Here is a 21,881-nt window from a genome sequence, read left to right on the forward strand (position 1 = left end):
CAGGCTCCGGCCCAGCTCCCACCACGGGCTGCGAACAGCTGGCCCGCACGGGCTCCGACCCACCACGGCGCACGGACTCCTGCTCCAAACCGCCACCCCGCACAGACTCCGGCTCCGGCCCACCACCCGCTACGGGCTGCGAACCGCCGGCCCTCACCGTCTCCGGGCCATCAGCCACCCGCTCCTCGCCAGGCTGTGGGCAGTCGTTCCGCAGGGCGATGGGGGTCCCCCCGCTCGATCGAAGCCGAGAGTGGGGGAGGGTGGGCACAGCCGGAGCCGCAGTCGGCGGCGAAACACCGGCCCCCACCGAAGGGTTGCCGTCCCGCGCCGCAGCCCCCGGGTCACCTTGCCGCTGGGTCACGCCTGGCCACCCTCCTGCGAGGCAACCTCCGAGGCACCCTCACGCATCGGCACCCGAACGCCCCGCTCGTCCGCCACCGACTCGGCGATGTCGTACCCGGCGTCGACATGCCGGATGACACCCATCCCGGGGTCATTGGTCAGCACGCGCCGGATCTTCTCGCCGCCGAGCTGCGTCCCGTCGGCCACGGTCACCTGCCCCGCGTGAATGGACCGCCCCATGCCGACACCACCGCCATGGTGGATGGAGACCCACGACGCACCGGATGCCACGTTCACCATGGCATTCAGCAACGGCCAGTCGGCGATCGCGTCGGAGCCGTCGAGCATGGCCTCGGTCTCGCGGTACGGCGAGGCCACGGAGCCGCAGTCGAGGTGGTCGCGCCCGATGACCAGCGGAGCCGTCAGCTCGCCGCTCGCCACCATGTCGTTGAACCGCTCGCCCGCCCGGTCCCGCTCCCCGTAGCCGAGCCAGCAGATGCGCGCCGGAAGCCCCTGGAAGTGGACCCGCTCCCTGGCCATCCTGATCCAGCGGGCCAGGGACTCGTTCTCGGGGAACAGGTCGAGGATGGCCCGGTCCGTCGCCGCGATGTCCTTGGGGTCACCGGAGAGGGCCGCCCAGCGGAAGGGGCCCTTGCCCTCGCAGAAGAGGGGGCGGATGTAGGCCGGCACGAACCCGGGGAAGGCGAACGCCCGGTCGTATCCGGCGAGTTGGGCCTCGCCGCGGATCGAGTTGCCGTAGTCGAAGACCTCGGCGCCCGCGTCCAGGAAGCCGACCATGGCTTCGACGTGCCGGGCCATGGACTCCCGGGCACGGGCCGTGAAGCCCGCCGGGTCCTTGGCCGCGTAGGACGCCATCTCCTCGAACTCCACGCCCACCGGCAGGTACGACAGCGGGTCGTGGGCCGAGGTCTGGTCGGTGACGATGTCGATGGGGGCGCCCATGGCGAGAAGCTGCGGGACGAGTTCGGCGGCGTTGCCGAGGACGCCGATGGAGAGCGGCCGGCGGGCGTCGCGCGCCTCCACCGCCAGCTGGAGGGCGTGCTCCAGGGAGTCGGCGCGCACGTCGAGGTACCGGTGCTCGATGCGGCGCTCGATGGCGCGCGGATCGCAGTCGACGCAGATGGCGACCCCGTCGTTCATGGTGACGGCGAGCGGCTGGGCGCCGCCCATGCCGCCGAGCCCGGCCGTCAGCGTGATCGTCCCGGCGAGCGAACCCCCGAACCGCTTGGCGGCGACCGCGGCGAACGTCTCGTACGTGCCCTGCAGGATGCCCTGGGTGCCGATGTAGATCCACGAGCCGGCGGTCATCTGCCCGTACATGGTGAGCCCGAGCTGTTCGAGGCGCCGGAACTCCTCCCAGTTCGCCCAGTCGCCCACCAGGTTGGAGTTGGCGATGAGTACGCGCGGCGCCCACTCGTGGGTCTGCATGACGCCGACCGGGCGGCCGGACTGGACGAGCATCGTCTCGTCCTGCTTGAGCGTCCGCAGCGTACGGACCATCGCGTCGAAGGAGCGCCAGTCGCGGGCGGCCTTGCCGGTGCCGCCGTAGACGACGAGCTTGTCGGGGTGCTCGGCGACCTCGGGGTCGAGGTTGTTCTGGAGCATGCGCAGGGCGGCTTCCTGCTGCCATCCCAGGGCGCTCAGCTCCGTACCGCGCGGGGCTCGTACAAGACCAGAGGGCGGCCCGTAGAGCCTCGTTTGAGGGCGGTGGTGGGAGACGGGTGGGCGAGGTCCGGACACGCTCTGCCTCCTGGTGACCGTTGCAGTGATTATTCACATCCTGACCTCCTGAATAGAGCTAGTCAATACGCCCTTGCGTCGGCGGGGGTGCGTCGCGGATGTTTGGCTGGACGCACGAGTAGGCACTTCGGCAGGACGACGGGGGACGAGATGGGCCACATGGAGGACACGGAGAGCGGGATGTCCGAGGCCGCCGCCCGGCGGGACGAGGCCGTGCGGGCGGCCGTGGAGCAGGGGCTGCTCGGGCCGGGCGCGCCCGTGGCCGGGCTGCTCGACGTCACCGGCATCCGGGCCTCGGCGGCGGCGCTGCGGTCGGCGTTCGACGAGGTGACGGCGCCCGGCACGCCCGTACTGCACGCGTTCGCGGTGAAGGCGACGCCGCTCGTGCCCGTACTGCGGCTGCTGCGTGAGGCGGGCATCGGGGCGGAGGTGGCGAGCCCCGGGGAGCTGGCGCTCGCGCGGGCGGCCGGGATGTCGACGCGGCAGACCGTGCTCGACTCGCCCGCCAAGACACCGGCGGAGCTGCGGGAGGCGCTGGCGCTGGGCATCGCCGTCAACGCGGACAACCCGCAGGAGCTGGACCGCATCGATGGCCTCGTCCGGTCGGCGCCCACCGTCTCGCCGCTCGGTGTCCGGGTGAATCCGCAGTTCGGGGGCGGTTCGATCGACGCGCTGTCCACGGCCACGGCCACCTCGAAGTTCGGGGTCGCGCTGCGGGACGAGGGCGCCCGGGAGTGGGTCGTGCGGGCGTATCTGGACCGGCCGTGGCTGACCCGGCTGCACGCGCACACCGGGTCGCAGGGCATCCCGCTCGCCCTGATGGCGCGGGGCGTGGCGGAGACGTACGAACTCGCCGAGGAGATCAACCGGCGTCTCGGGCGGCCGCAGATCGACACGATCGACATCGGCGGCGGCCTGCCGGTGAACTTCGCGTCCGAGGCGACGGCACCGACGTACGCCGAGTACGCGCGGCTGCTGGCCCGGACGGTGCCGGGGCTGTTCGGCGGGCGGTACGGGCTGGTGACCGAGTTCGGGCGGTCGCTGCTGGCCAAGCACGGGACGCTTCTCGCCCGGGTGGAGTACGCCAAGAGCGCCGGCGGCCGGCCCATCGCGGTCACCCACGCCGGGGTGCAGGTCGCGACCCGCACGGTGTACGCGCCCGGCTCGTGGCCCCTGCGGATCGCCGCGTACGACCCGAAGGGGCGCCCCAAGGAGGGCCCCGAGGTCCTCCAGGACGTGGCCGGCCCCGCCTGTTTCGCCGGCGACCTCCTCGCCGAGGCCCGCCCGCTCCCCCTCCTCGAACAGGGCGACTACGCGGCCGCCCTGGACACCGGCGCGTACTACTTCGCCCACCACTACGCGTACAACTCCCTCGCCCGCCCCGGCATTTACGGTTTCACCCCGGACGGCGACGGAGGCATCCGCTTCGCGACGGTCCGGGACCCGCAGACCATCGACGAGATCGTGGCGGAGTCGGGCGGAGCCCACGCGACGGCACTCACAGCCCTCTGAGGCCTCCGGCACCGGTACCGGTCCTCGACTCCGATCGGCGGCCGTACGAGGAAAGAGGCAGTCCCCGTACAGCCGCCCCTGCCTCCCGCTCCCTCTCCGCGCCTCCGATACGGTGTCCCGCGCGAACCGTGAAGGAGATGTGAACAGTGCGGAGTTCGACAAGAGGCCTGGTCCGGGTGGCCCTGCTGGCCGGGTTGCTGACGGGCTGCTCGGGGGCGGCGACGGGCGACGACGCGAAGCCGTCGACGAGCACGGCGCCGCAGACGGCGGAGGCACTCGCCACGAGCGGCGGCACGATCGGAGCCGCCGCCTCTCCCTGCGAACTCCCCGTCACCTTCGACATCGCCGAAGGCTGGAAGGCGGAGGCGGTGGACACCGGCGGTGACGCGGCCGAGGAGCTCTTCGACGCGATCGCCCGGCAGGGCCCGGTGGCCCTCGTGTGCGAGATCGACGCCAAGCCCGCCGGGAACATCGGCTTCCTCCGCGTCTGGACCGGCGACCCGGGCGACGACGACGCCCGCGCGGTCCTGGAGGCGTTCATGGCGGACGAGGACGGTACGAGCGACAAGAGGTACCGCACGTTCGAAACGGAGGCCGGTGTGCCCGGCGTCGAGGTCGAGTACCTCCACACCGTCGAACTCCTCGACGAGGCCAAGGAGGAGAGCGCCTTCGCGGTCGCGACCCCCGACGGCCCGGTCGTCGTGCACCTCGGCGGCCTGGACACGGAAGAGCACAAGCAAATGCTCCCGGCGTACGAACTGGCGAAGCAAACCCTGAGCGCCCCTGAGCACTCCTGAGCACTCCTGAGCACTCCTTGAGCCCTCTCCACGCCCCACCGCCCCCTCACAACCTCCCCCCGCACCCCCAAGCCCCGCCCGCGCTTCCGAACCTCCGATAAAGCTCTGAGATTGCATTCGCGACGCATCCTCAACCCATGAAAGGGCAGTACTCCCCCGGACGGATCACCGATCGGGGGAGGTTCTCTTGTCCACCGCCGAAACCACCGCCGGCGCTCCGAAACCCGCCGAGGAAACCGCACTCAAACGCGTACTCGGCCCCAAGCTGCTGATCCTCTTCGTGATCGGTGACATCCTCGGCACCGGCATCTACGCGACCACCGGCAAGGTCGCCGGAAAGGTCGGGGGCGCGCTCTGGCTGCCGTTCGTCATCGGCTTCGTCGTGGCGATCCTGACGGCCGCGTCGTACGTGGAACTGGTCGGCAAGTACCCGAAGGCGGCGGGCGCGGCCCTCTACACCCAGAGGGCGTTCAAGCTGCCCTTCCTGACCTTCATCGTCGCCTTCATGGTCATGTGCTCGGGCCTGTCGTCCGCGAGCGCCGCGGCCCGCGCGTTCAGCGGCGACTACCTCGCCGAACTCACCGGCGACGTGCTGCCGCCCACCCTCATCGCGATCCTCTTCATCCTCGTCCTCGCCAGCCTGAACCTGCGCGGCGTCTCGGAGTCGGTCAAGACGAACGTGATCCTCACCCTCGTCGAACTGACCGGCCTGCTGATCATCCTCGCGATCGGCGCCTGGGCGGTCCTCACCGGTGACGGCGAACCGTCCCGCCTCACCGACTTCGAGGCCGAGGGCACGGGCTACGTCCTGATCACCAGCGTCCTGGGCGCCACCGCCCTGGGCTTCTTCGCCTTCGTCGGCTTCGAGGACTCGGTCAACATGGCCGAGGAGACGAAGGACCCCGTCCGCACCTTCCCCCGCGCCATCTTCATCGGCGTGGCGGTCACCGGCACGATCTACGTCCTCGTCGCCCTGGTCTCGTCCCTCCTCGTGGACCACAAAGTCCTGGAGGGCTCAAGCGGCCCACTCCTGGAAGTGGTGAAGGCGGGCGGCATCGAGTTCCCCCACAAGCTCTTCGCCCTGATCGCCCTCTTCGCGGTGACCAACTCGGCCCTCATCAACATCATGATGGCCTCCCGCCTCTGCTACGGCATGGCCAACGAGCGCATCCTCCCGCGCGGGATGGCCCGCGTCCTCCCCCGCCGCCGCACCCCCGTCGTCGGCATCGTCTTCGTCACCCTCCTCGCCATCGGCCTCGTCTCCACCGGCGAGATCGAGGGCCTCGGCGACACAACCGCCTTCCTCCTCCTCTGCGTCTTCGCGGTGGTCAACGTCGCCGTCCTCGTCCTCCGCCGCGACCCGGTCGACCACCACCACTTCCGCACCCCCACCGCCCTCCCCGTCCTCGGCGCCGTCACCGCCCTCACCCTCGCCGGCCCCTTGGCCGACCGCCCCGCCGACGTCTACATCCGCGCCGCCATCCTCCTGGCCATCGGCATCGCCCTCTGGGCCCTCAACAAGCTGGTGCTACGGGCAAAGGGCGAGTCCCAGACCCCAAAACGCCCACCGACCCCATAGCGCGTCGCCCCACGGCGGGAAGGCCGCCCACGCGTGGGAGGGGCCGTGCCGGTGTGTCAACGCCCGTCGCATACAGAGGGCTCGACGAACCCGCCTCCTGCAACCCCCGAGCCGTATGTCCACACGCGACGGGCGGACACACCGGCACGGCCCCGACCCACCCCCACCACAGCAGGCGCCCGCGCCCACACACCCGCAGACGCCCCCGCCCAACCGCCGGAGGCCCCCGCCCTACCTGGCGGCAGCCTTCCGCCGCCCACCAGCCACCGCATCCCCCGCCTCAAGCCCCGTAGCCCGGTACGCCTTCACCCGCTTGCCCACCGGCGCCCCACCCCGCCCCGACAACCAGTCGACGCGAACCCACAGCAGCAAGCCCTCCGCCCGCTCCCGGCGCCCGAGCCACCCGGCCTTGAGCCACAGGCCGACACCGCACCCGGCAAGCAGCATGCCCCCGGCCGCGGGTACCGCGAAGGAACTCCCCAGGGCCGCCGCGAACGCCAGGAGCAGCCACCACCCATGACCGCGCCGCCACCTCCGTACGGTCACGGCCCGGTCCTGGAGCACGTCGTACTTCCCGGCCCGCGGGGCCCCCAGCCCCAGCGTGCCGTACCGCTTACGCCGCACCGACGCCACCACCGCGGCCGTCACGATGAACAGCGCGGCCCCGGCCAGAACCCCGATCCACCGCCCGGTCAGCCCCGGCACCAGCACCCCGACGCCCGCCGCGAACACCCCGAGCCACCACAACGGCACGGCCCCGGCCCTCACGACGACGGCCACCCGAGCCAGCCCATGCCCTCCGCGCGCCACGCTCCCGCCTCCTCCTGTTCCCGAAGGTCGTACGACTGTCGGCGGACAGGTTAGCCAGCGAAGGTGAAACACGCCTGAGAAAGCCCGGCTACTCCACGAACAGCCCCCTGGCCACAGCCTTCGCGTCGAACTCCTCCAAGCGCGCCTGCGCATCCGGCAGGTCGTCGCACATGGCCTCCAGCAGCACACGCCCGAGCAGCATCGGCGCACAGGCCGTGTCGAAAGCGAGCCCCGTCCCGACGGCGGCCGGAAGCAGCAGATCCGAGACCTTGGCGACGGGCGCGAACGCCGAGTCGGCGACGGTGATCACGGTCAGCCCGGCCTCCTTGGCATACGTGAGCGTGTCGAGGACCTCGCGCGGATGCCGGGGCAGCGCGAAGCACAGCAGCGCCGTCGCCCCCGCCCGCACCGCCGCGTCGATGCGGTCGTGGAGCATGGTCCCGCCCTCGTGGAGCAGCCGTACGTCCGGATGGACCTTGGCGGCGAAGTAGCCGAAGCCGTACGCCTGGGAGGCCGCGGCCCGCAGCCCGAGCACGGGCAGGGGGCGGGAGGCGGCCAGCAGCCGTCCCGCCCGCTCGACCGGCCGGGGATCGCCCAGCACCTCCGCCAGGTGCCGCAGATTCTCGATCTCGGCCTCGACGGCCTGCTGGTACTCGTTGTACGACGTGGTGTCGGCCACCGGCTCGGCCGGAGCGACCTCCCTCAGATGCCTCCGCAACGCCGGGTACCCGTCGAAGCCCAACGCCACCGCGAACCGGGTGACGGACGGCTGACTCACCCCCGCCAGCTCCGCCAGCTCCACGCTCGACAGGAACGGCACATCCGCCGCCCGCCGCACCATGCTGTGCGCGATCCGCCGCTGGGTCGGCGTCAGCCGGTGCCCCTCGAAGAGCGCCTGCAGCCGCGCGGCAGGACTGTCGGTCACGCTCATGACGTGCTCCCCCTCCACATCTCCGTAACCCGATCCGGGTCCCGATCCCGAACCTGATCCTGCCCCCGAACCGAATCCCGATCCCGAACCGGCCCCCGATCCCCAACCGGTACCCCCACCCGCCCCAACGGCGGCGGCGGCCGATCGGCCGCACCGAGCGCGCACCCGTCGAGCACGACCACACCAAGGGTCACCGCATTCGCCACATCCGCCGCATCCACGGAGTCCGCCGCGTCGGCCCCGTCCCCGATCCGAGACGACATGGCTCACAAACTCCCCTCAACCAGACGCCGTTTCCCGTCCGCCGGCCATCCGTAACCAGCGCTTGACGCCAGGCCATTGACAACCTATTCAGACACCAAAAACTCTGCATGACGTTATACAGGCCAGGCAAGGGACACCTCATGATCCAGTTCGACGACTGAGAGCGGAGGCTTGAAGTGAGAGCGTGAACCTCAAAGTGATAGTGCACTTGATAGCGTGAACCCTAAAATGATAGTGACGTAGATCACTTTCGGAGAGTGAATGGGTGCTGCCCCGCCGATTAGCGCTGGTCACGGCTCCGCGAGCGGGTGAGACATTCGGGTCATGGGTGGACCGGATGGCGCGAGTGAACCGGTGTCCGCCGGCGGAGGTCGCCAACCTGATGGGACTTCGCCCGCGGGGCTCTCGGGGGAGGTCCGGACTCCCGTGTTCGGGGTGCGGTCCGATGAGGCGGCCCGGCAGACCGTCTACGCGGCGACGGGTGTTCCTGGCGGCCTGGCGGACGGGATGCACCTGTCCGTTTTCGAGGGCGGGCCGTTGAGCGTGGCGGCGGTGCTCTCGGCGGGCAAGGCGCACCTGCCATCGGAGGGACGGGAGTGGGTGACGGTGTACGGCAGCCGTGCGTGCCCGTGCTGTCTGCTCGTGTCGGGTGGGGTGTGGCAACTGTGGTGGAAGCTGTCGTGCGCGGCAGTGTGCCCCGAACACCAGGTGATGCTGATGGACCGCTGTCCGTCGTGCGGTTGGGTTCTGCGGTGGGGTGGGAACCGGCCTCGGGTGGTGCCGGCGCAGTGGGTCAGAGCACCGACTTGTTGCGCGAACTCCGTGAGCGGGAGGCCATGTTCACAGATGAAGGACGGCGCCACAGCCCCGGCACGTCGAGATCAGGTAGCGCCCATGCTCCACGCATGCGAAGGACCAGGCCAGCGGCCACTTCAGGAGCCATCGGGCACGGTTCTCCCGCAGGCATGCCGGGCAGGCGTTCGAGTACTGGCGCAGCACCATCCGCTGCCGGTATCTCCACCTGGCGAGGAGGTCTTGTCCTTCCGGCTCGTGTTGCGGCAGCGGGTCCGGTGCCCTTCCCGCGTAGTGAGCGAGCGTCATGCCTCGCACCTGTTCCTCCGTCACCCCGGTGGTGTGCCGTACCGCTCGAACGAAGGCGTCGCTGACGTGGTAACCGAATATGTCCGACACTGAACTGGAGTCAGCCATACCCGCCATCCGCAGTGCGACGGTCCGGGAGACCTGGTTGAGTCGCGCGAGCGCGTCCGCCCAGCTCAACAGCGACTCCCCGGGATAGGGATCGGGCACAGAGCGAGTCGACGCAAGGGGCCTGGCACGTCCGTGGTCTCCTTCCAGCAGTTCCTCCCCAGCGCGTCAAGAACTCGACGGCAACTACCGCACGGTGCTTTCTCCCCCGAAACACCGCCATGACGCTCGCCATCCCGCGTGCATAGGCGCCAGGGGGTACGTTCACAGCGCGCCAGCGGACCTGGGCGGACTCGACCAGCTTGAACACGATGGCAGCCTGGTGGGCCGACTGCCGGCTCTCTTGGTCACCCGCACGGCAGACAGGTGACCCGCACGGAAGAGCCGTGCGGGTCACCTGTCGAGCGAGGGAATGTGATCAGGCCCAGGGGCTGACCGCCCTGAAGGAACTGTCAGCGCGGAAGGTCGCGTTGTCCTGGTAGGGGTCGACGCGCAGCTCGTAGTTGTAGTGGCGGAGGTAGCGGCCGGGGTAGTTGTACGACTCCAGGCTGACCGAGCCAGTAGCCGAACCCGGCCGGGCGCAGTAGGTGGCGTCCTTGTTGAAGAGTGTCGTGCCGTTGCTCGCGTCGAAGCGGACCCGGAAGTCCATGTGGCGCAGGTAGCGGCCGGACGAGTCACGGAACGAGTAGCACTTGGAGTCGGTCAGGCCGGGGACGACGGTGAAGGTGGCGCTCTGCTTGACCGCCGTGGTGCTGGAGGACGTCACCGGGTCGAGGTAACCGCGGCTGTCCGACCGCACGACGGCGTAGCGGCCGCTGAAGTTGGCCGACTCAAGCGAGCGGGTGGTGTTTGTCGGCAGGGTGGTGCCGCCGGAGACCGGGTCGATGCTGCTCAGGGTGGGGACGACCTTCTTGATCAGGCCGCTGGAGTCGAACTCCATCCTGTCGATGGTGGTTTCGCGGTGGGTGCCGTCACCGCCGGGGATGGCGAAACGGTGGTACGCGACGTACCAGTCGTCGGTGTTCGGCACCTGCACCACGGAGTGGTGGCCGGGCCCCTTGATGCCCAGGTCGAGGCGCTTCTCCAGGATCACGCCTCGCTTGGTCCAGGGACCGGTGGGCGAGGCCCCGGTGGCGTAGGCGACGCGGTAGTTCTCGTCCCGGGTGTCGTTCTCCGACCACATGAAGTAGTAGGTGCCCTTGCGCTTGACGACGAAGGCACCCTCTCTGTAGCCGCTGGGGGTGATGTCGGTGACCATGGAGGCGTCGAAGGACACCATGTCGTCGTTCAGCGGGACGACGTACGCCCGGCCGTTGCCCCAGTAGAAGTACGACTGGCCGTCGTCGTCGGTGAAGACCGCCGGGTCGATCATCTGGCCCGTGTAGTCACCGGCCTTCAGCAGCGGCTTGCCCAAGGCGTCCTTGAACGGGCCGGTGGGCGAGTCGGAGACCGCGACACCGATGTTCGCGTCGGCGCAGAAGTAAAAGTAGTACTTGCCGTTCTTCGCCTCGATCGCCGGGGCCCAGGCTCTGCTGTCGGCCCAGCTGACGTCCGGTCCGAGGTCGAGGATGACGCCGTGGTCCTGCCAGTGGACCAGGTCCTTGGAGGAGTACGCCTTGAACTGCGTACCGCTCCAGCCCGCGAAGCCGTCGGTGGTCGGGTAGATGTAGTAGGTGTCGCCGAACCTGACGATGTTCGGGTCGGCGTTGAGCCCCGGCAGGACCGGGCTCCTCATGACCAGCGCCTCGACCGTCCAGGTGCGCTTCGCACCGTCCGAGCCGGTCACCTCGTACGTCACGGGCGCGGTGAAGTCGCGCAGGGTGCCGGAGGTCGGGCTGATGGACGCGCCGTTGGCGAGGGTGAACTGCGGGGCGAGCGCGGTGAGGTCGGTGCCCTCGGTCAGCGGGAGGGTGATCCTGCTGTTGGCGTCGTCGATGACGGCGTCGATCTTCAGCGCGGGGTGGGCGGCCTTGGCGATGCCCGTGGTGTTCCCGCTGAGTTCGAGAACCTCGCCGGGCGCCAGCGCGCGGTTGTAGACCCGGAAGTCGCGCATCTTGCCCTTGAAGAGCTTGTCACCGGTGTAGAGCGACTTGCCTATGTAGTTGGCCGTGGTGGTGCCGGACCCGATGGAACCGGGGGTGATGGTGACCGACGTGTTGCGGGCCACCTCCACGCCGTCCTGGTAGAGGACGCCCGTGTTGCCGGTCTGGGTGTAGGTGACATGCTTCCAGACCGAGCGCTGCAGCGTGGCGGACGCCTGGGTGTTCTGCTCGGTGGTGTAGCTCCCGGAGGCGATGGCGGTCCGGAACGAGTTGCCGGTGGTGAACAGGTACCCGTTGCCGGTGCCGTTGGCGGTGTTGCCGAAGCCGTAGAGGAAGTACGGCGTGGCCTGGGCGGCGTCGATCTGCACGTCCAACGAGACGGTGATCGCGTTCATGCCGCTCATGATGTTGTCCGGCACCTTGATGTAGGTGTCGGAGCCGTTGAACGTGAGCCCTTCCCCGGCGCCCGACCAGCCCGCGGTGCCGTTGACGGTTCCGTCCCGGCCGTTGCCCGAGGCGTCCGCCGCCACGGTGCCCGAGGTGGCGTCGAGTTTGTACCAGAGCGCCAGGCCGTCGGTGATCTCCGCCGCCTGGGCGGGAGCCGCCGGGCCGACGACGCCCACCAGAAGCGAGACGGCGGCGGCCACTGCGGCCAGAGCGCTCTGCCGGAATCTTCGGCGGCGCTGAGGTCTCACGCTGTGCATGGGTTCACATCCCCTGAAGAAGACATGGGTGAGGCAGGGTGCGCGAGGCCTCGACCGACGTGCTGATGTCCGCCCGTCTGACATCGCGTTGGCGAGTGTGAATTGGGACACGATCAACGTCAATAGTTTTCGAACAGCGTCCGACAGGTCGGACACTTTTCTCCAGGCTCGGCAACTCCTCGCCGCCCGCGGACTCCTGATACGTCCGACCGACCGCCGGGCAACCGCGGAGCTGCGACGTCCCTGACAAGGCCTCCCACGTGCACCTGCCCCCGCTGGAGAGCGGGGGCAGGTGGGGGCGCGGTGAGGGCGCCGGTATCCCTGTCGGCGCGGGTCAGCTCGTCACGCGGAAGGTGGCGTCGCCGCGCCCCGTCGCGTTGGTGATCGGGTCGAGCCGCAGTTGGTAGGCGTAGTGGCGGATGTACCGGTCCGGGTAGTTGTACGACTGGAACGACGACCACGCCGCGTCGGCCAGCCCGGCGACCTGGCGGAAGGTGGCGTCCGCAGCGAAGGCGGTGGTGCCGTCGTTGTAGGCCAGCTGGAAGTCGAAGCCGGAGTGCCGCAGGAAGTAGCCGGGGAAGTTCACCGACTCGAAGGAGACGGTGCCGGAGCCCGCCAGGCCGGTCCTCAGCCGGAACTGGGCGTCCGGACCGGTGATGTTCGGGTCGATGCGCACGTCGAAGTTGGTGTGCCGGACGTACCGGTCCTGGAAGTTGTACGACTGGAGCCGGTTGATCGCGGTGTTGGGCCAGCGTGCGAGCACGCGGCTCTCCTCGGCGGCCGTCAGGTTCAGGATCCAGCCGTGGCGCTTCTTCGTGCCGCCCATGTTGTAGCTTCCCGACGTCTGCTTCTGGTAAGCGGCGGGATTGGAGGGGTCGGTCGTCGTGACCGGCATGTATCCGCCTCCGGTGGCGTACTGGTCGAGGTAGAGGCCCCACTCGTTGCGACCGTTGAACTTCATCCACATCGGGCCTTCGACCTGTGAGCCGGTGAGGCCGATGCCGGAGAGGTTGCCGAGGTTGGTCCACGTCCCGAGGATCGAGTTGCTGCCTTCGAGCGTGATCTGACCGTCGCCGGAGGCGCGCACGTAGCGGTAGTTGCCGACGCCTGTCGGCACCTCGATGATCTGGGTGTCGATGATTTCCTGGCTGCCGGGGCGCTCGATGTAGGTCTGCGGGGTGGTGATGGAGCGGAAGTCGCTGGTGTGGGCGTAGTAGATGCGGTGCTTCGTCGCGCCGTTGAGGGGCTTGTTCGTCGCCCAGTACAGGACGTAGTCGTTGCTGGCCGGGTCCCAGATCGCCTCCGGCGCCCACGCGTTGCGCCCGTCGGGGATCGCGCCGGCGACGTTGAGCAGCCACGGCTGCGACCAGGTGACCAGGTCCGTCGACTCCCACACCACGAGACTGCGGCTGCCGTCGTTGATGGCGTCGCCCCACGACTGCCCGCAGTCGATGCACAGGTCGGTCGCGATGATCCAGTACTTGTCACCGCCCGGGGCGCGGACCAGGGCGGGGTCGCGCACCCCCTTCGTGCCGACCGTGGAGCGCAGGACCATGCCTCCACCGTTGAGGTCGTTCCAGTTCAGGCCGTCCGTGCTGTGCGAGAGGTACATCTGCTGGTTGGTCGACCCCTCCCCGGTGAAGTGCACCATCAGGTAGCCCGGGTCGGCGGCGGCGGCCCGCTCGGGGATGATCAGGCCTTGGCATGTGAAGAGCAGGCAGGCGGCGGACAGTATCGCCACCAGCCGGGCGAGAAACGCGGACATGTGTATTCCCTGTCTTTCTACGGGTGCCTCAATCAGGAGGGAGTGGGATCGGGGTTGTAGTGCCGCCTGTTTGGTCGTCAGTTACGTGACCAGTGGAAGCTGGCGGCTGTGCCGCAGGTTCGTTGTTCGAGCAGGGCGAGGTTCTCGGTCGTGGCGCCGACGACGTTGACGCACTTGCCGCTGTGGCGGGCCCTGAGCTGGTGGTACCCGTCGGTGGCGACCCACTGGAACTGCTGGTTCCTGCCGGAGTGGCAGGGGTACTGGATGATGCCGGCACCGTCGGCGGTGGACACGCCGCTCACATCCAGGCACTTGCCGCTGTTGAGGCTCTCGATCTGGAAGTAGCCGTCGCCCACGTCAACGAAGCGCCACTGCTGCCAGGCCTTGCCGTTCCAGGTGTACTGCCCGACCTTTACCCCGTTGTCGGTGTTGGGTGCCTGGACGTCCATGACCTTTCCGCTGTTGCGGTTGGTCAGCCGGTAGTACGTCACCGAAGGCTCGCCGGACGGAACGGTCAGCGCGGTGCCGGTCGCCACCGGGACGCCGAGGTTCGGGGATCCGTCCGCGTTCCAGGTGATCTTCTGGATCCGGGTGGTGCGGGTGGTGCCGCAGCTCTGGGAGGACGAGGAGTTGGCGTGGTAGACGATCCAGTCCTCGGTGCCGTCCGGGGACCGGAAGAAGCCGTTGTGGCCCGGGCCGTACACGCTGTTCGCGTCATTGCGCTGGAAGGCCGGCTCCGGGCTCTTCACCCAGGAACTCGCGTTCAGCGGGTCGCCGCCGGTGTGGGTAAGCAGGCCCAGCTTGTAGTCGGGCCCCTGGCAGGCGCTCGCCGAATAGGTGATGAACGTCTTCCCGTCGTGCTGCAACGCGACCGGGCCCTCGTTCATCGGGGTGTCCTGCTTCTCCCAGGAGTAGGTCGGGGTGGAGATCTGCGCACGGGACCCGGTCACGGTCCACGGATTGCTCAACTCGACGATGTAGATGCTCGGGTCGGATCCGGCCCACTGCGGCGTCGGCACCCCCGACCAGGTGAAGTACAGCCGGCCGTCGATGGTGACCACGCTGCCGTCGATGCCCCACCAGTCGTTCGCGCCGAAGATCATGCCCTTGTACGTGTACGGGCCGAGCGGGTCGGTGCCGGCGCTCTCCAGCACGTGCACGCGCTGGTCCTCGATGTCACCCGTACCGGCGGAGTAGTAGATGTACCAGCGTTTGCCGTTGGGGCCGTCGAGCAGGTGCATCTCCGGAGCCCAGATGTAGCGGTCACGGCCGGTCGCGTGGGCGCTGAACACCGGTACCGGTGCGGCTGCCTTCAACGCCTCGATGGTGGGCGCCTTCCGCATCGTCAGCGGCCCGCTGTACGGCGTCGTCATCAGATAGTAGCTGCCGTTGTAGTAGGTCATGTACGGGTCCGCGCCGGAGCTGTTGAGCGGGTTCGTGAACGTCGTCGTGGCCGCCTGCGCGGCGGGCGCGGCCACCACCGTCCCGACCGTCACACCGCCGATGACGACGGTGAGCGCCGTCGCAGTGGCACACAGCCGGCGGACGAGAGCAGAGCTACTGCCTGAAATGCCCATGACGGATGCGGCTCCTTGACGCGGAAGAGGACAACGGGACAGGGCGGGCCATGGCGTCACGGTGGAGCTTGTCAACGGCTCGCGACGCCTGGGCGGGAAGGTCGGGTCATGCGGCTCACGTCGTGTCATGGCCCTTCGGCGGCACGGGAGGCACCCGAGGACCAACTACCCACTTTGTTCGGTATTTTGAACAGTGTCCGAGAATTCGGCCAGACGTTAGAAGGATCGCAAGAAGGTGTCAAGAGGGTAGGAGAAAAGACGGCTGGTGCCTGGCCGGGCTCACGGCCGTCAGGCGGTCAGTCGGCATCACCCATGCTCACGAAGGTTCCACAGGCGTCGTCTCCAGCAGCTCGGCGGCCACCCGGCGGCCAGGCTCTTCCGTCTGTTCCGCGATGCGCCGGCAGGTCTCCTCCGCCGATCGGGCGGGCCAGTCAGGTGGCAGATACCGGACGGGCAGCCGGGGATCCGTGCGGATGGCGCCCAGCCACTGGGCGACCAGGCGCAGGTGGGTGGCCAGCGGGTCGACGGACGGATCGCCGACGTGGGTGATCCATCGGTTTTCGAAAGCGGTGTAGCGGGCGGCGATGGTCTCCAGATCCCAGGTGTCGCGGATCATCACGTCGACGTCGGTGGCGGCGTCGGCGCGCGCGTGGAAGATCTTGACATGGGCTGCGATGCCGAGCTCGGCGACGATCTCGGAGACCTCGACACCACCCGGCGCGATCCACAGCCCGCTGTAGAGAGGACCGAATCCGGACCAGGTGAGCCGCGAGCGCAGGTCGTGGCGCTGACGCTGCCAGGCTTCGGGCAGCGGGAAGCCCAGCAGGGTCCAGGTTCCGTCCCAGTCGTCGTTGACCGCGCTGGTCTCCCAGACGCGTTTCCGGCCGTCGTGGAGGATCTGGGTCGCGTGCGGGGTCAGGCCGAAGTACATGCGGCGCCCTTGCCGCTGACGCTGCAGCAGGCCGCGGCCCACCATGCGGGTAAGGGTGGAGCGGACGGCCTGCTCCCCGACTCCCACGCGACCGAGGACGTCGATGATGCTGCCCGAGTACACGCACGGCGGGCCCTCTTCGAGGACGTGGTCACCGAAGAAGGCGAGCAACAACGACTGGGGGCGCAGTTGCGGTCCGCCAGGCGAGTCCGGGGCAATGCCGTTGTGCCCGTCGCCCACGTCGGAGTTCACCTCGGAGAGCGTCACGTCAGCAAGGGTACGGTCGCCCGCCGCGGGCACGGCGGGTGGCGTGGCGTGGCGTGGCGTGGCGTGGCGTCAGGGCCGGTACCGGTCGGCGGGGTGGGACAGGTCATAGGGGCGCGGGTACGGCGCGGGCTGGTAGGACACATAACGCGCCCGCCCGCACGGATCGGCCTCCGTAGCACGGGCGTTGAGCGTGGCAGGGTCGGTGCCCTGCCAGTGGCCCGTGGTGATGCGGGTCTCAGGGTGTGCAGAGCGGCGCCCCCTTCGCCAGTGCTGAACGTGCAGTGGCCCGCGTTCTCGACGAAGGCCTGGCGCAGCAAGGGCGCGGAGCCTGCCGCGGTGACCGCTGCGGCCGAGCACACATCTTCAGGGAACCGTACGCGCCGGTGTCGGCCACACGCCGCCGGCGGATGCGCGAGTGACGCTGATGAACGCCGCCGGGGACGCGGTGGCCGACGCGATCACCGGGGCGGACGGCGGTTACGACTTCACCGACCTGGACGCCTGCGAGTACACGGTCATCGCCGCCGGCCATCCGCCCGCGAGCGTGCACCTGACGGTCGGCGGGGGGCACCACCTGGAGGTCAGGACCTCGAACTGGTCCACTGCGAAACCTGACCGACGCGCCCTCACAGACGTACCGGCCCGGGGTTGCTTGAGCGGAGCGGCCGTGCCGGTAGGGGCGCCTTCCGCAGGGACAGGACGGCGCCCCGCGCGAGGCCCAGGACCACGTACTCCCCCCTCGGGTCCCGGGTCTCGCCGCGACAGACAGGCATCGGGCCACGAACGCCTCGACGCGCTCGACCTCCGACTGCCAGCGAGTGGATTATTCCTTTCCGTCAAAGCGAGCATCGCACTGACCAGGTTTTCCATGTTTCGTCAAGGCACTGAAATTGGTGAAGCATCACCTGTCGCACGGGCGCCACCGAAGCCCCGTGGCGGAACAGAACGAATCGGCGCGATCACACACGACACCAGCCGTAATGCCGAGATCTCCCTCTTGGGTACCTCGACCAAATTTCGCACCAAGGAAAGGATGATGCAGATGACCGCTTTCATGGAATACCGGTGGATATTCCCATGCAGGACAGCAGCACGGACGCCTACCTGGCGCATCCGGACGGCACCCGCCCGTTCCCCGCCGTCCTGCCCTACATGGACGCCTTCGGGCTGCGCCCGCGCCTGAAGAAGATGGCCGACCGCCTGGCCTCGGCCGGGTACACCGTCCTGGTACCCAACGTCTTCTACCGCCACGGACGGGCGCCGGTGATCGACCTGCCCGACTTCGTCGGTCCCTGACGCCGGAGTCGGCAATGCGGGACGCCGACGCCTACCTGCGCTGGCTGGCCGAATGCCCGATGGTCGGGGGCGGGCCGGTCGGCGTCACCGGCTACTGCATGGGCGCCGGGCTGGCGTTGCGCACGGCCGGGACGTACCCGGACCGAGTGGCCGCCGCGGCCGGTTTCCACGGCGCGAACCTCGCCTCCACTTCCACAGCGCGAACCTCGCCTCCACCGCGCCGGACAGCCCGCACCTGCTCGCCGACCGCATCACCGCGGAGCTGTACTTCGGCCACGCCGACCAGGACCGCGCACTGCCGCCCGAGCAGATGGAGCGCCTGAACAAGGCCCTGGCCGAGGCGGGCGTACGCCACCGCTGCGAGGTGCACGCGGGGGCGCATCACGGCTTCACGCGGGCCGATACCGCGCCTACGACCAGGAAGCCACGGAACGCCACTGGGCGGCACTGCTGGACCTTCTCTCGCGCACGATCTGACCTGCTGAACCAAAAGAAGTGCTGTACGTCACAAAACCGGTCCGCCCCTCACCGGCGGAATGCAGGTGTAGAATTCTGTAGCGCACGAATTCTGCAGCACACGAAATTGCATCCCGGTTGGTAGTCCGGGGCGCAGGCCACTGGCGATTACGTCTGGCCGCGTCAATCGTCCTCTCCCTGGGAGAGGCCCGGTGTGCTCCCGAGTACGAGACTATTTGCACTGGGAGTACTTTTGCCTGGGATGCGTATCGTCATCGCCGGCGGCGGCCTTGCCGGGGTGACGCTGGCCCACTACCTGAACCGACACGGCCTGAACGTGGCCGTCTACGAGCGCGACACGAGCATTGGCGCCCGCGAGGCCGGCTACCGGATCCACATCAACTCCACCGGCACCTCCGCCCTCTACGCCGCCCTGGAGCCGCGGCTGTGGGAGCTGTTCCTCGCCACTTCCGGCATGCCCAACGACGACATGCTGCTGTTCGACCAGCAGCTCAACCTCCGCCCGGGCCGCGACAAGTCCGCCACCGAAGGCATCGGGGTGCCCACCGACATCCCCGAGCATCTGGTGGTGTGCCGCTCGACACTGCGCCGGATCCTCTACCTCGGCCTGGAGAAGGCCGTCCATTTCGGCGCCAAGGTCACCGGATACCACTCCAACCCGGATGCGACCGTCTCCGTGCTCCTCGACACCGGGGAGACCGTCGAGGCCGACGTGCTGATCGCCGCGGACGGCATCAACTCCGCCGTGCGAGCCCAGAGGCTGCCGCAGGTGAAGGTCGCCGACCTGGCCGCGCGGCACATCGCCGCGAAGGTCCCGATCACCGAGGAGACCAAGGCCAGGCTGCCGGCGCAGCTGTTCAACACCTTCTCGCTGGCCTACGACTCCGACTACACCGGACTCACCCTGGGCCCGCTGGAGCGCAGCAATCCCGACTCGGCACTGGTCAAGGAACAGGACCAGGACTTCCAGGACGAAGCCACCAAGAACTACGCGCTGAGCATCTTCAACTCCCGCGTCGAACTCATGATGCCCGACGCCGAGCTGTTCGCCGCCACACCCGAGCAGCTGAAGACGTACGCGCTGGAACGCGTGGCCTCCTGGCATCCCGCCCTGGTGGAGACCGTCCGGCTGTGGGACACCGCCACGGTGCAGCCGCTGCCCCTGCGCAGCTGTGTGCCGGTGACCGCCTGGGATCCCTCGAACGTGACCGTCATGGGCGACTCCATCCACGCCATGAGCCCGGCGTTGGGCATCGGCGCCAACACCGCGCTGCGCGACGCGCACGTCCTCGGAGGGGAACTGCTCGCCGTCGCGCGGGGCGACAAGGCACTCCTGGACGGCATCGGCGCCTACGAAGAAGCCATGCGCAGCTACGGCTACCAGGCTCTCCGGATGTCCGCGGCCGTTGGCGAGAAGGTGATCGGTCACCTCCCGCTGCCCGAGTAAGCGCACACGTCAGCGTCCACGAACCCGGGTGTCCCGGTTCCGGCCGGAACCGGGACCGGGACACCAGCCGTGGAAGGTGCCGATCTCCACCACCGTCTCCGGTCGGGTCTCGCGCAGCAAGAGGTAGGTGATCTCCGCTTCGATGTCGTCGAGTTGGGCCTTCAGCGAGGTCGGCGACGCGAGCAGTCTCCGCTGCTTCTCGCGGGCCCGGTCGAGGTCGTCGGCGTAGGCACGGTAGAGCAGGATGATGTGGTTGACGTCAATGGTCTGCCGTATGAGCGCCCGTGCGAACCGGTCTGGTTGATCAGGGCGCGGTGACGCTAGGGCGTGGGGACGAGTCGGCACGTCATACCCAGGTGCAACTCCGGTGTCACACCTGGGTATGGGGTGACGGAGCCCCGGGGGCCGGGGTGCACCGATGCCCGGATCGCGATGATACGCCGGGATTGTCCGCCAGTGATGACCGCAGTCAGCCGCGCCGGGCATGGCTCAGCCGACGTTCCCGGAGCGACCAGCCCCGACTCGTAGGCCATGACGACGAGCTGGGCCCTGTCGCGGGCGCCCAGCTTGGCGAGCAGCCGGGTCATGTGGGTCTTGACGGTCTGTTCCGCCACCACCAGCGTCGCGGGCTATCTCCCTATTCGACAGGCCCCGCGACCAGCAGCAGGACCTCCGACTCCCGTGGCGTGAGGCCGTTGAGCCGCAGGCGGGTGTTCGGGCGTGGGACGGGGCGGCGCCGAGCCACGTCCTCGATGAGGCGACGGGTGATGGACGGGGCGAGCAGCGCATCACCTGCCGCGATCACCCGCACCGCCTGCACGAGTTCGGCGACCGGGGCGTCCTTGAGCAGGAAGCCGCTGGCCCCCGCGTGCAGGGCCTCGTAGACGTAGTCGTCGATGTCGAAAGTGGTCAGCATCAGCACCTTGGAGCGGTGCGCGACGCCGGGCGGCGGATCGAGCAGCCGCCGAGCCGCCTCCAGCCCGTCCATCTCAGGCATGCGTACGTCCATCAGCACCACGTCAGGGTGCGTGTTGCGGCTGGCCTCGACGCCGAGTCGGCCGTTGGGCGCCTCCCCCACCACGTCGATGTCGCTCTGCGCGGACAGCAGCGCGGCGAACCCCGAGCGCGCCATGTCCTGGTCGTCCACGACGACCACCCGGATAGTCATGCCCATCTCTCCTGTCCTGGTCATCTGACGAACCCGTGCGGCCCTGCCACATGGCGGCGGAGGCGTGGCTGCGGCGGTTTCGCCGTACCACCGCGGTCGGGGCGGAGACCGGGCTCCGCTCTCCCCTCTCGGCAGGGACCACCGCCTCGGCCGAACAGGCATGAACAACCAGCCCGCACACGCGGGATCGCGGCCGAACGGCCGATTGAGGGGCACAGAGCTGACAGGCAGAGTCCGGCGGGTCCTCAACCGACGCCCGCGTCCAACGGCTCACGGCCCACGGCCTCATCTCGACAGCCGGCTCGTCGGCGTCGCCACGGCGCGCGGAGCCCCCAGCTGATTCTGCCGCACAAAATCCAACGAGAAACGACAAAACCGTTGACCTGCGGTTTGTCGCAGCCCTACCTTCTGACCGGTTATTCGATCTCAGTCCGGTATTTCGGACAAGAACGGCGGTGGCCGCAAAGGCGTGTGCCCCAAGCCCTCTCTCACGACGCCCCGGGTCCACCGTCCCGCCAAGATCACGTTCTTTCCCCCGTCCCTCCCCCTGGAGAGCCGCATGTCCCACACCGCTGCACGAAGATGGGCCAGACGCGTCACCGCCCGGGTCCTCGCGGTCGGGCTCGTCGTCGCCGGTCTGGCGAGCCTCGACCGGCAGGAGCCGTCGGCGCCCCTGGCCGTCGAACCGACCGCCGTCAGCACCAGCCAGATCGATGTCACCCCGCCGCCGATGGGCTGGGCGTCCTGGAACAGCTTCGCCAGCAGCATCGACTACGACGTCATCAAGCAGCAGGCCGACGCCCTGGTGTCCTCCGGCATGGCGGCGGCCGGCTACCAGTACGTCAACCTCGACGACGGCTGGTGGCAGGGCGACCGCAACGCCGACGGCTCCATCGCCGTCGACGAGACCCTGTGGCCCGGCGGCATGAAGGCCATCGCCGACTACATCCACAGCAAGGGCCTGAAGGCCGGCATCTACACCGACGCCGGCAAGAACGGCTGCGG

The 21,881-nt window shown here is 69.1% G+C and carries 13 protein-coding genes and 5 pseudogenes; 7 read left to right on the plus strand and 11 right to left on the minus strand.

Going from position 1 to position 21,881, the window contains the following annotated elements:
* Window positions 1–357: 357 nt before the first annotated feature.
* Window positions 358–2,103: a urocanate hydratase gene (hutU, locus tag ACWD3C_RS37645; RefSeq protein WP_451151302.1), complete on the minus strand. Its 1,746-nt coding sequence runs from the start codon at window positions 2,101–2,103 to the stop codon at window positions 358–360.
* A 150-nt stretch (window positions 2,104–2,253) separates the two neighbouring features.
* On the opposite strand from hutU, the gene ACWD3C_RS37650 reads away from it, so the two are divergent.
* The 3 genes from ACWD3C_RS37650 (at window position 2,254) to ACWD3C_RS37660 (ending at window position 5,991) form a co-directional block, all read left to right on the plus strand.
* Entirely contained in the window at window positions 2,254–3,615 is a 1,362-nt protein-coding gene (locus tag ACWD3C_RS37650; protein ID WP_451151304.1) for a diaminopimelate decarboxylase, read from the plus strand.
* A gap of 146 nt (window positions 3,616–3,761) precedes the next feature.
* On the plus strand, window positions 3,762–4,412 hold the full coding sequence (locus ACWD3C_RS37655; protein WP_451151306.1) for a lipoprotein: 651 nt from the start codon (window positions 3,762–3,764) through the stop codon (window positions 4,410–4,412).
* Between the two features lie 187 nt (window positions 4,413–4,599).
* The gene (locus ACWD3C_RS37660; protein WP_451151308.1) at window positions 4,600–5,991 is read left to right on the plus strand and encodes an APC family permease; all 1,392 of its coding nucleotides are present in this window, start codon (window positions 4,600–4,602) and stop codon (window positions 5,989–5,991) included.
* 231 nt (window positions 5,992–6,222) lie between these two features.
* Here ACWD3C_RS37660 and ACWD3C_RS37665 read toward each other — a convergent pair whose 3' ends face one another.
* The 8 genes and pseudogenes from ACWD3C_RS37665 to ACWD3C_RS37700 all read right to left on the minus strand — a co-directional run.
* Entirely contained in the window at window positions 6,223–6,801 is a 579-nt protein-coding gene (locus tag ACWD3C_RS37665) for a hypothetical protein (RefSeq protein ID WP_451151310.1), read from the minus strand.
* A gap of 88 nt (window positions 6,802–6,889) precedes the next feature.
* Complete coding sequence (locus ACWD3C_RS37670; protein ID WP_451151312.1) at window positions 6,890–7,732, minus strand: MurR/RpiR family transcriptional regulator; 843 nt, start codon at window positions 7,730–7,732, stop codon at window positions 6,890–6,892.
* Between the two features lie 1,104 nt (window positions 7,733–8,836).
* Window positions 8,837–9,304: a TniQ family protein gene (locus ACWD3C_RS37675; protein WP_451151314.1), complete on the minus strand. Its 468-nt coding sequence runs from the start codon at window positions 9,302–9,304 to the stop codon at window positions 8,837–8,839.
* 316 nt (window positions 9,305–9,620) lie between these two features.
* Window positions 9,621–11,897, minus strand: a pseudogene (locus ACWD3C_RS37680) (family 43 glycosylhydrolase); the annotation flags it as partial.
* A 385-nt stretch (window positions 11,898–12,282) separates the two neighbouring features.
* Window positions 12,283–13,713 carry a glycoside hydrolase family 43 protein gene (locus ACWD3C_RS37685; RefSeq protein ID WP_218517833.1) on the minus strand — a complete coding sequence of 477 codons (1,431 nt, stop codon included), beginning with the start codon at window positions 13,711–13,713 and terminating at the stop codon, window positions 12,283–12,285.
* Window positions 13,714–13,790: 77 nt separating this feature from the next.
* On the minus strand, window positions 13,791–15,290 hold the full coding sequence (locus ACWD3C_RS37690) for a family 43 glycosylhydrolase (protein WP_451151316.1): 1,500 nt from the start codon (window positions 15,288–15,290) through the stop codon (window positions 13,791–13,793).
* A gap of 316 nt (window positions 15,291–15,606) precedes the next feature.
* Window positions 15,607–16,440: a PaaX family transcriptional regulator gene (locus tag ACWD3C_RS37695; RefSeq protein ID WP_451151325.1), complete on the minus strand. Its 834-nt coding sequence runs from the start codon at window positions 16,438–16,440 to the stop codon at window positions 15,607–15,609.
* A gap of 117 nt (window positions 16,441–16,557) precedes the next feature.
* Window positions 16,558–16,832, minus strand: a pseudogene (locus ACWD3C_RS37700) (hypothetical protein); the annotation flags it as partial.
* Here ACWD3C_RS37700 and ACWD3C_RS37705 point away from each other — a divergent pair.
* From ACWD3C_RS37705 to ACWD3C_RS37715, 3 genes and pseudogenes are all read left to right on the plus strand, one after another.
* Window positions 16,832–17,671, plus strand: coding sequence for a carboxypeptidase-like regulatory domain-containing protein (locus ACWD3C_RS37705; RefSeq protein ID WP_451151327.1), 840 nt, complete (start codon window positions 16,832–16,834; stop codon window positions 17,669–17,671). The pseudogene ACWD3C_RS37700 and the gene ACWD3C_RS37705 overlap by 1 nt on opposite strands.
* Window positions 17,566–18,261, plus strand: a pseudogene (locus ACWD3C_RS37710) (dienelactone hydrolase family protein). The gene ACWD3C_RS37705 and the pseudogene ACWD3C_RS37710 overlap by 106 nt, the downstream one beginning before the upstream one ends.
* A 241-nt stretch (window positions 18,262–18,502) precedes the next feature.
* Entirely contained in the window at window positions 18,503–19,708 is a 1,206-nt protein-coding gene (locus ACWD3C_RS37715) for an FAD-dependent oxidoreductase (RefSeq protein WP_451151318.1), read from the plus strand.
* A gap of 9 nt (window positions 19,709–19,717) precedes the next feature.
* On the opposite strand, the gene ACWD3C_RS37720 is transcribed toward ACWD3C_RS37715, so the two are convergent.
* Complete coding sequence (locus ACWD3C_RS37720; protein ID WP_256363076.1) at window positions 19,718–20,053, minus strand: hypothetical protein; 336 nt, start codon at window positions 20,051–20,053, stop codon at window positions 19,718–19,720.
* Window positions 20,054–20,208: 155 nt separating this feature from the next.
* Window positions 20,209–20,876 (minus strand): annotated as a pseudogene (locus ACWD3C_RS37725) (response regulator); the annotation flags it as partial.
* A gap of 559 nt (window positions 20,877–21,435) precedes the next feature.
* On the opposite strand from ACWD3C_RS37725, the pseudogene ACWD3C_RS37730 reads away from it, so the two are divergent.
* Window positions 21,436–21,881: pseudogene (locus tag ACWD3C_RS37730) on the plus strand (alpha-galactosidase); the annotation flags it as partial.

The sequence above is a fragment of the Streptomyces sp. NPDC002845 genome (assembly GCF_053591955.1).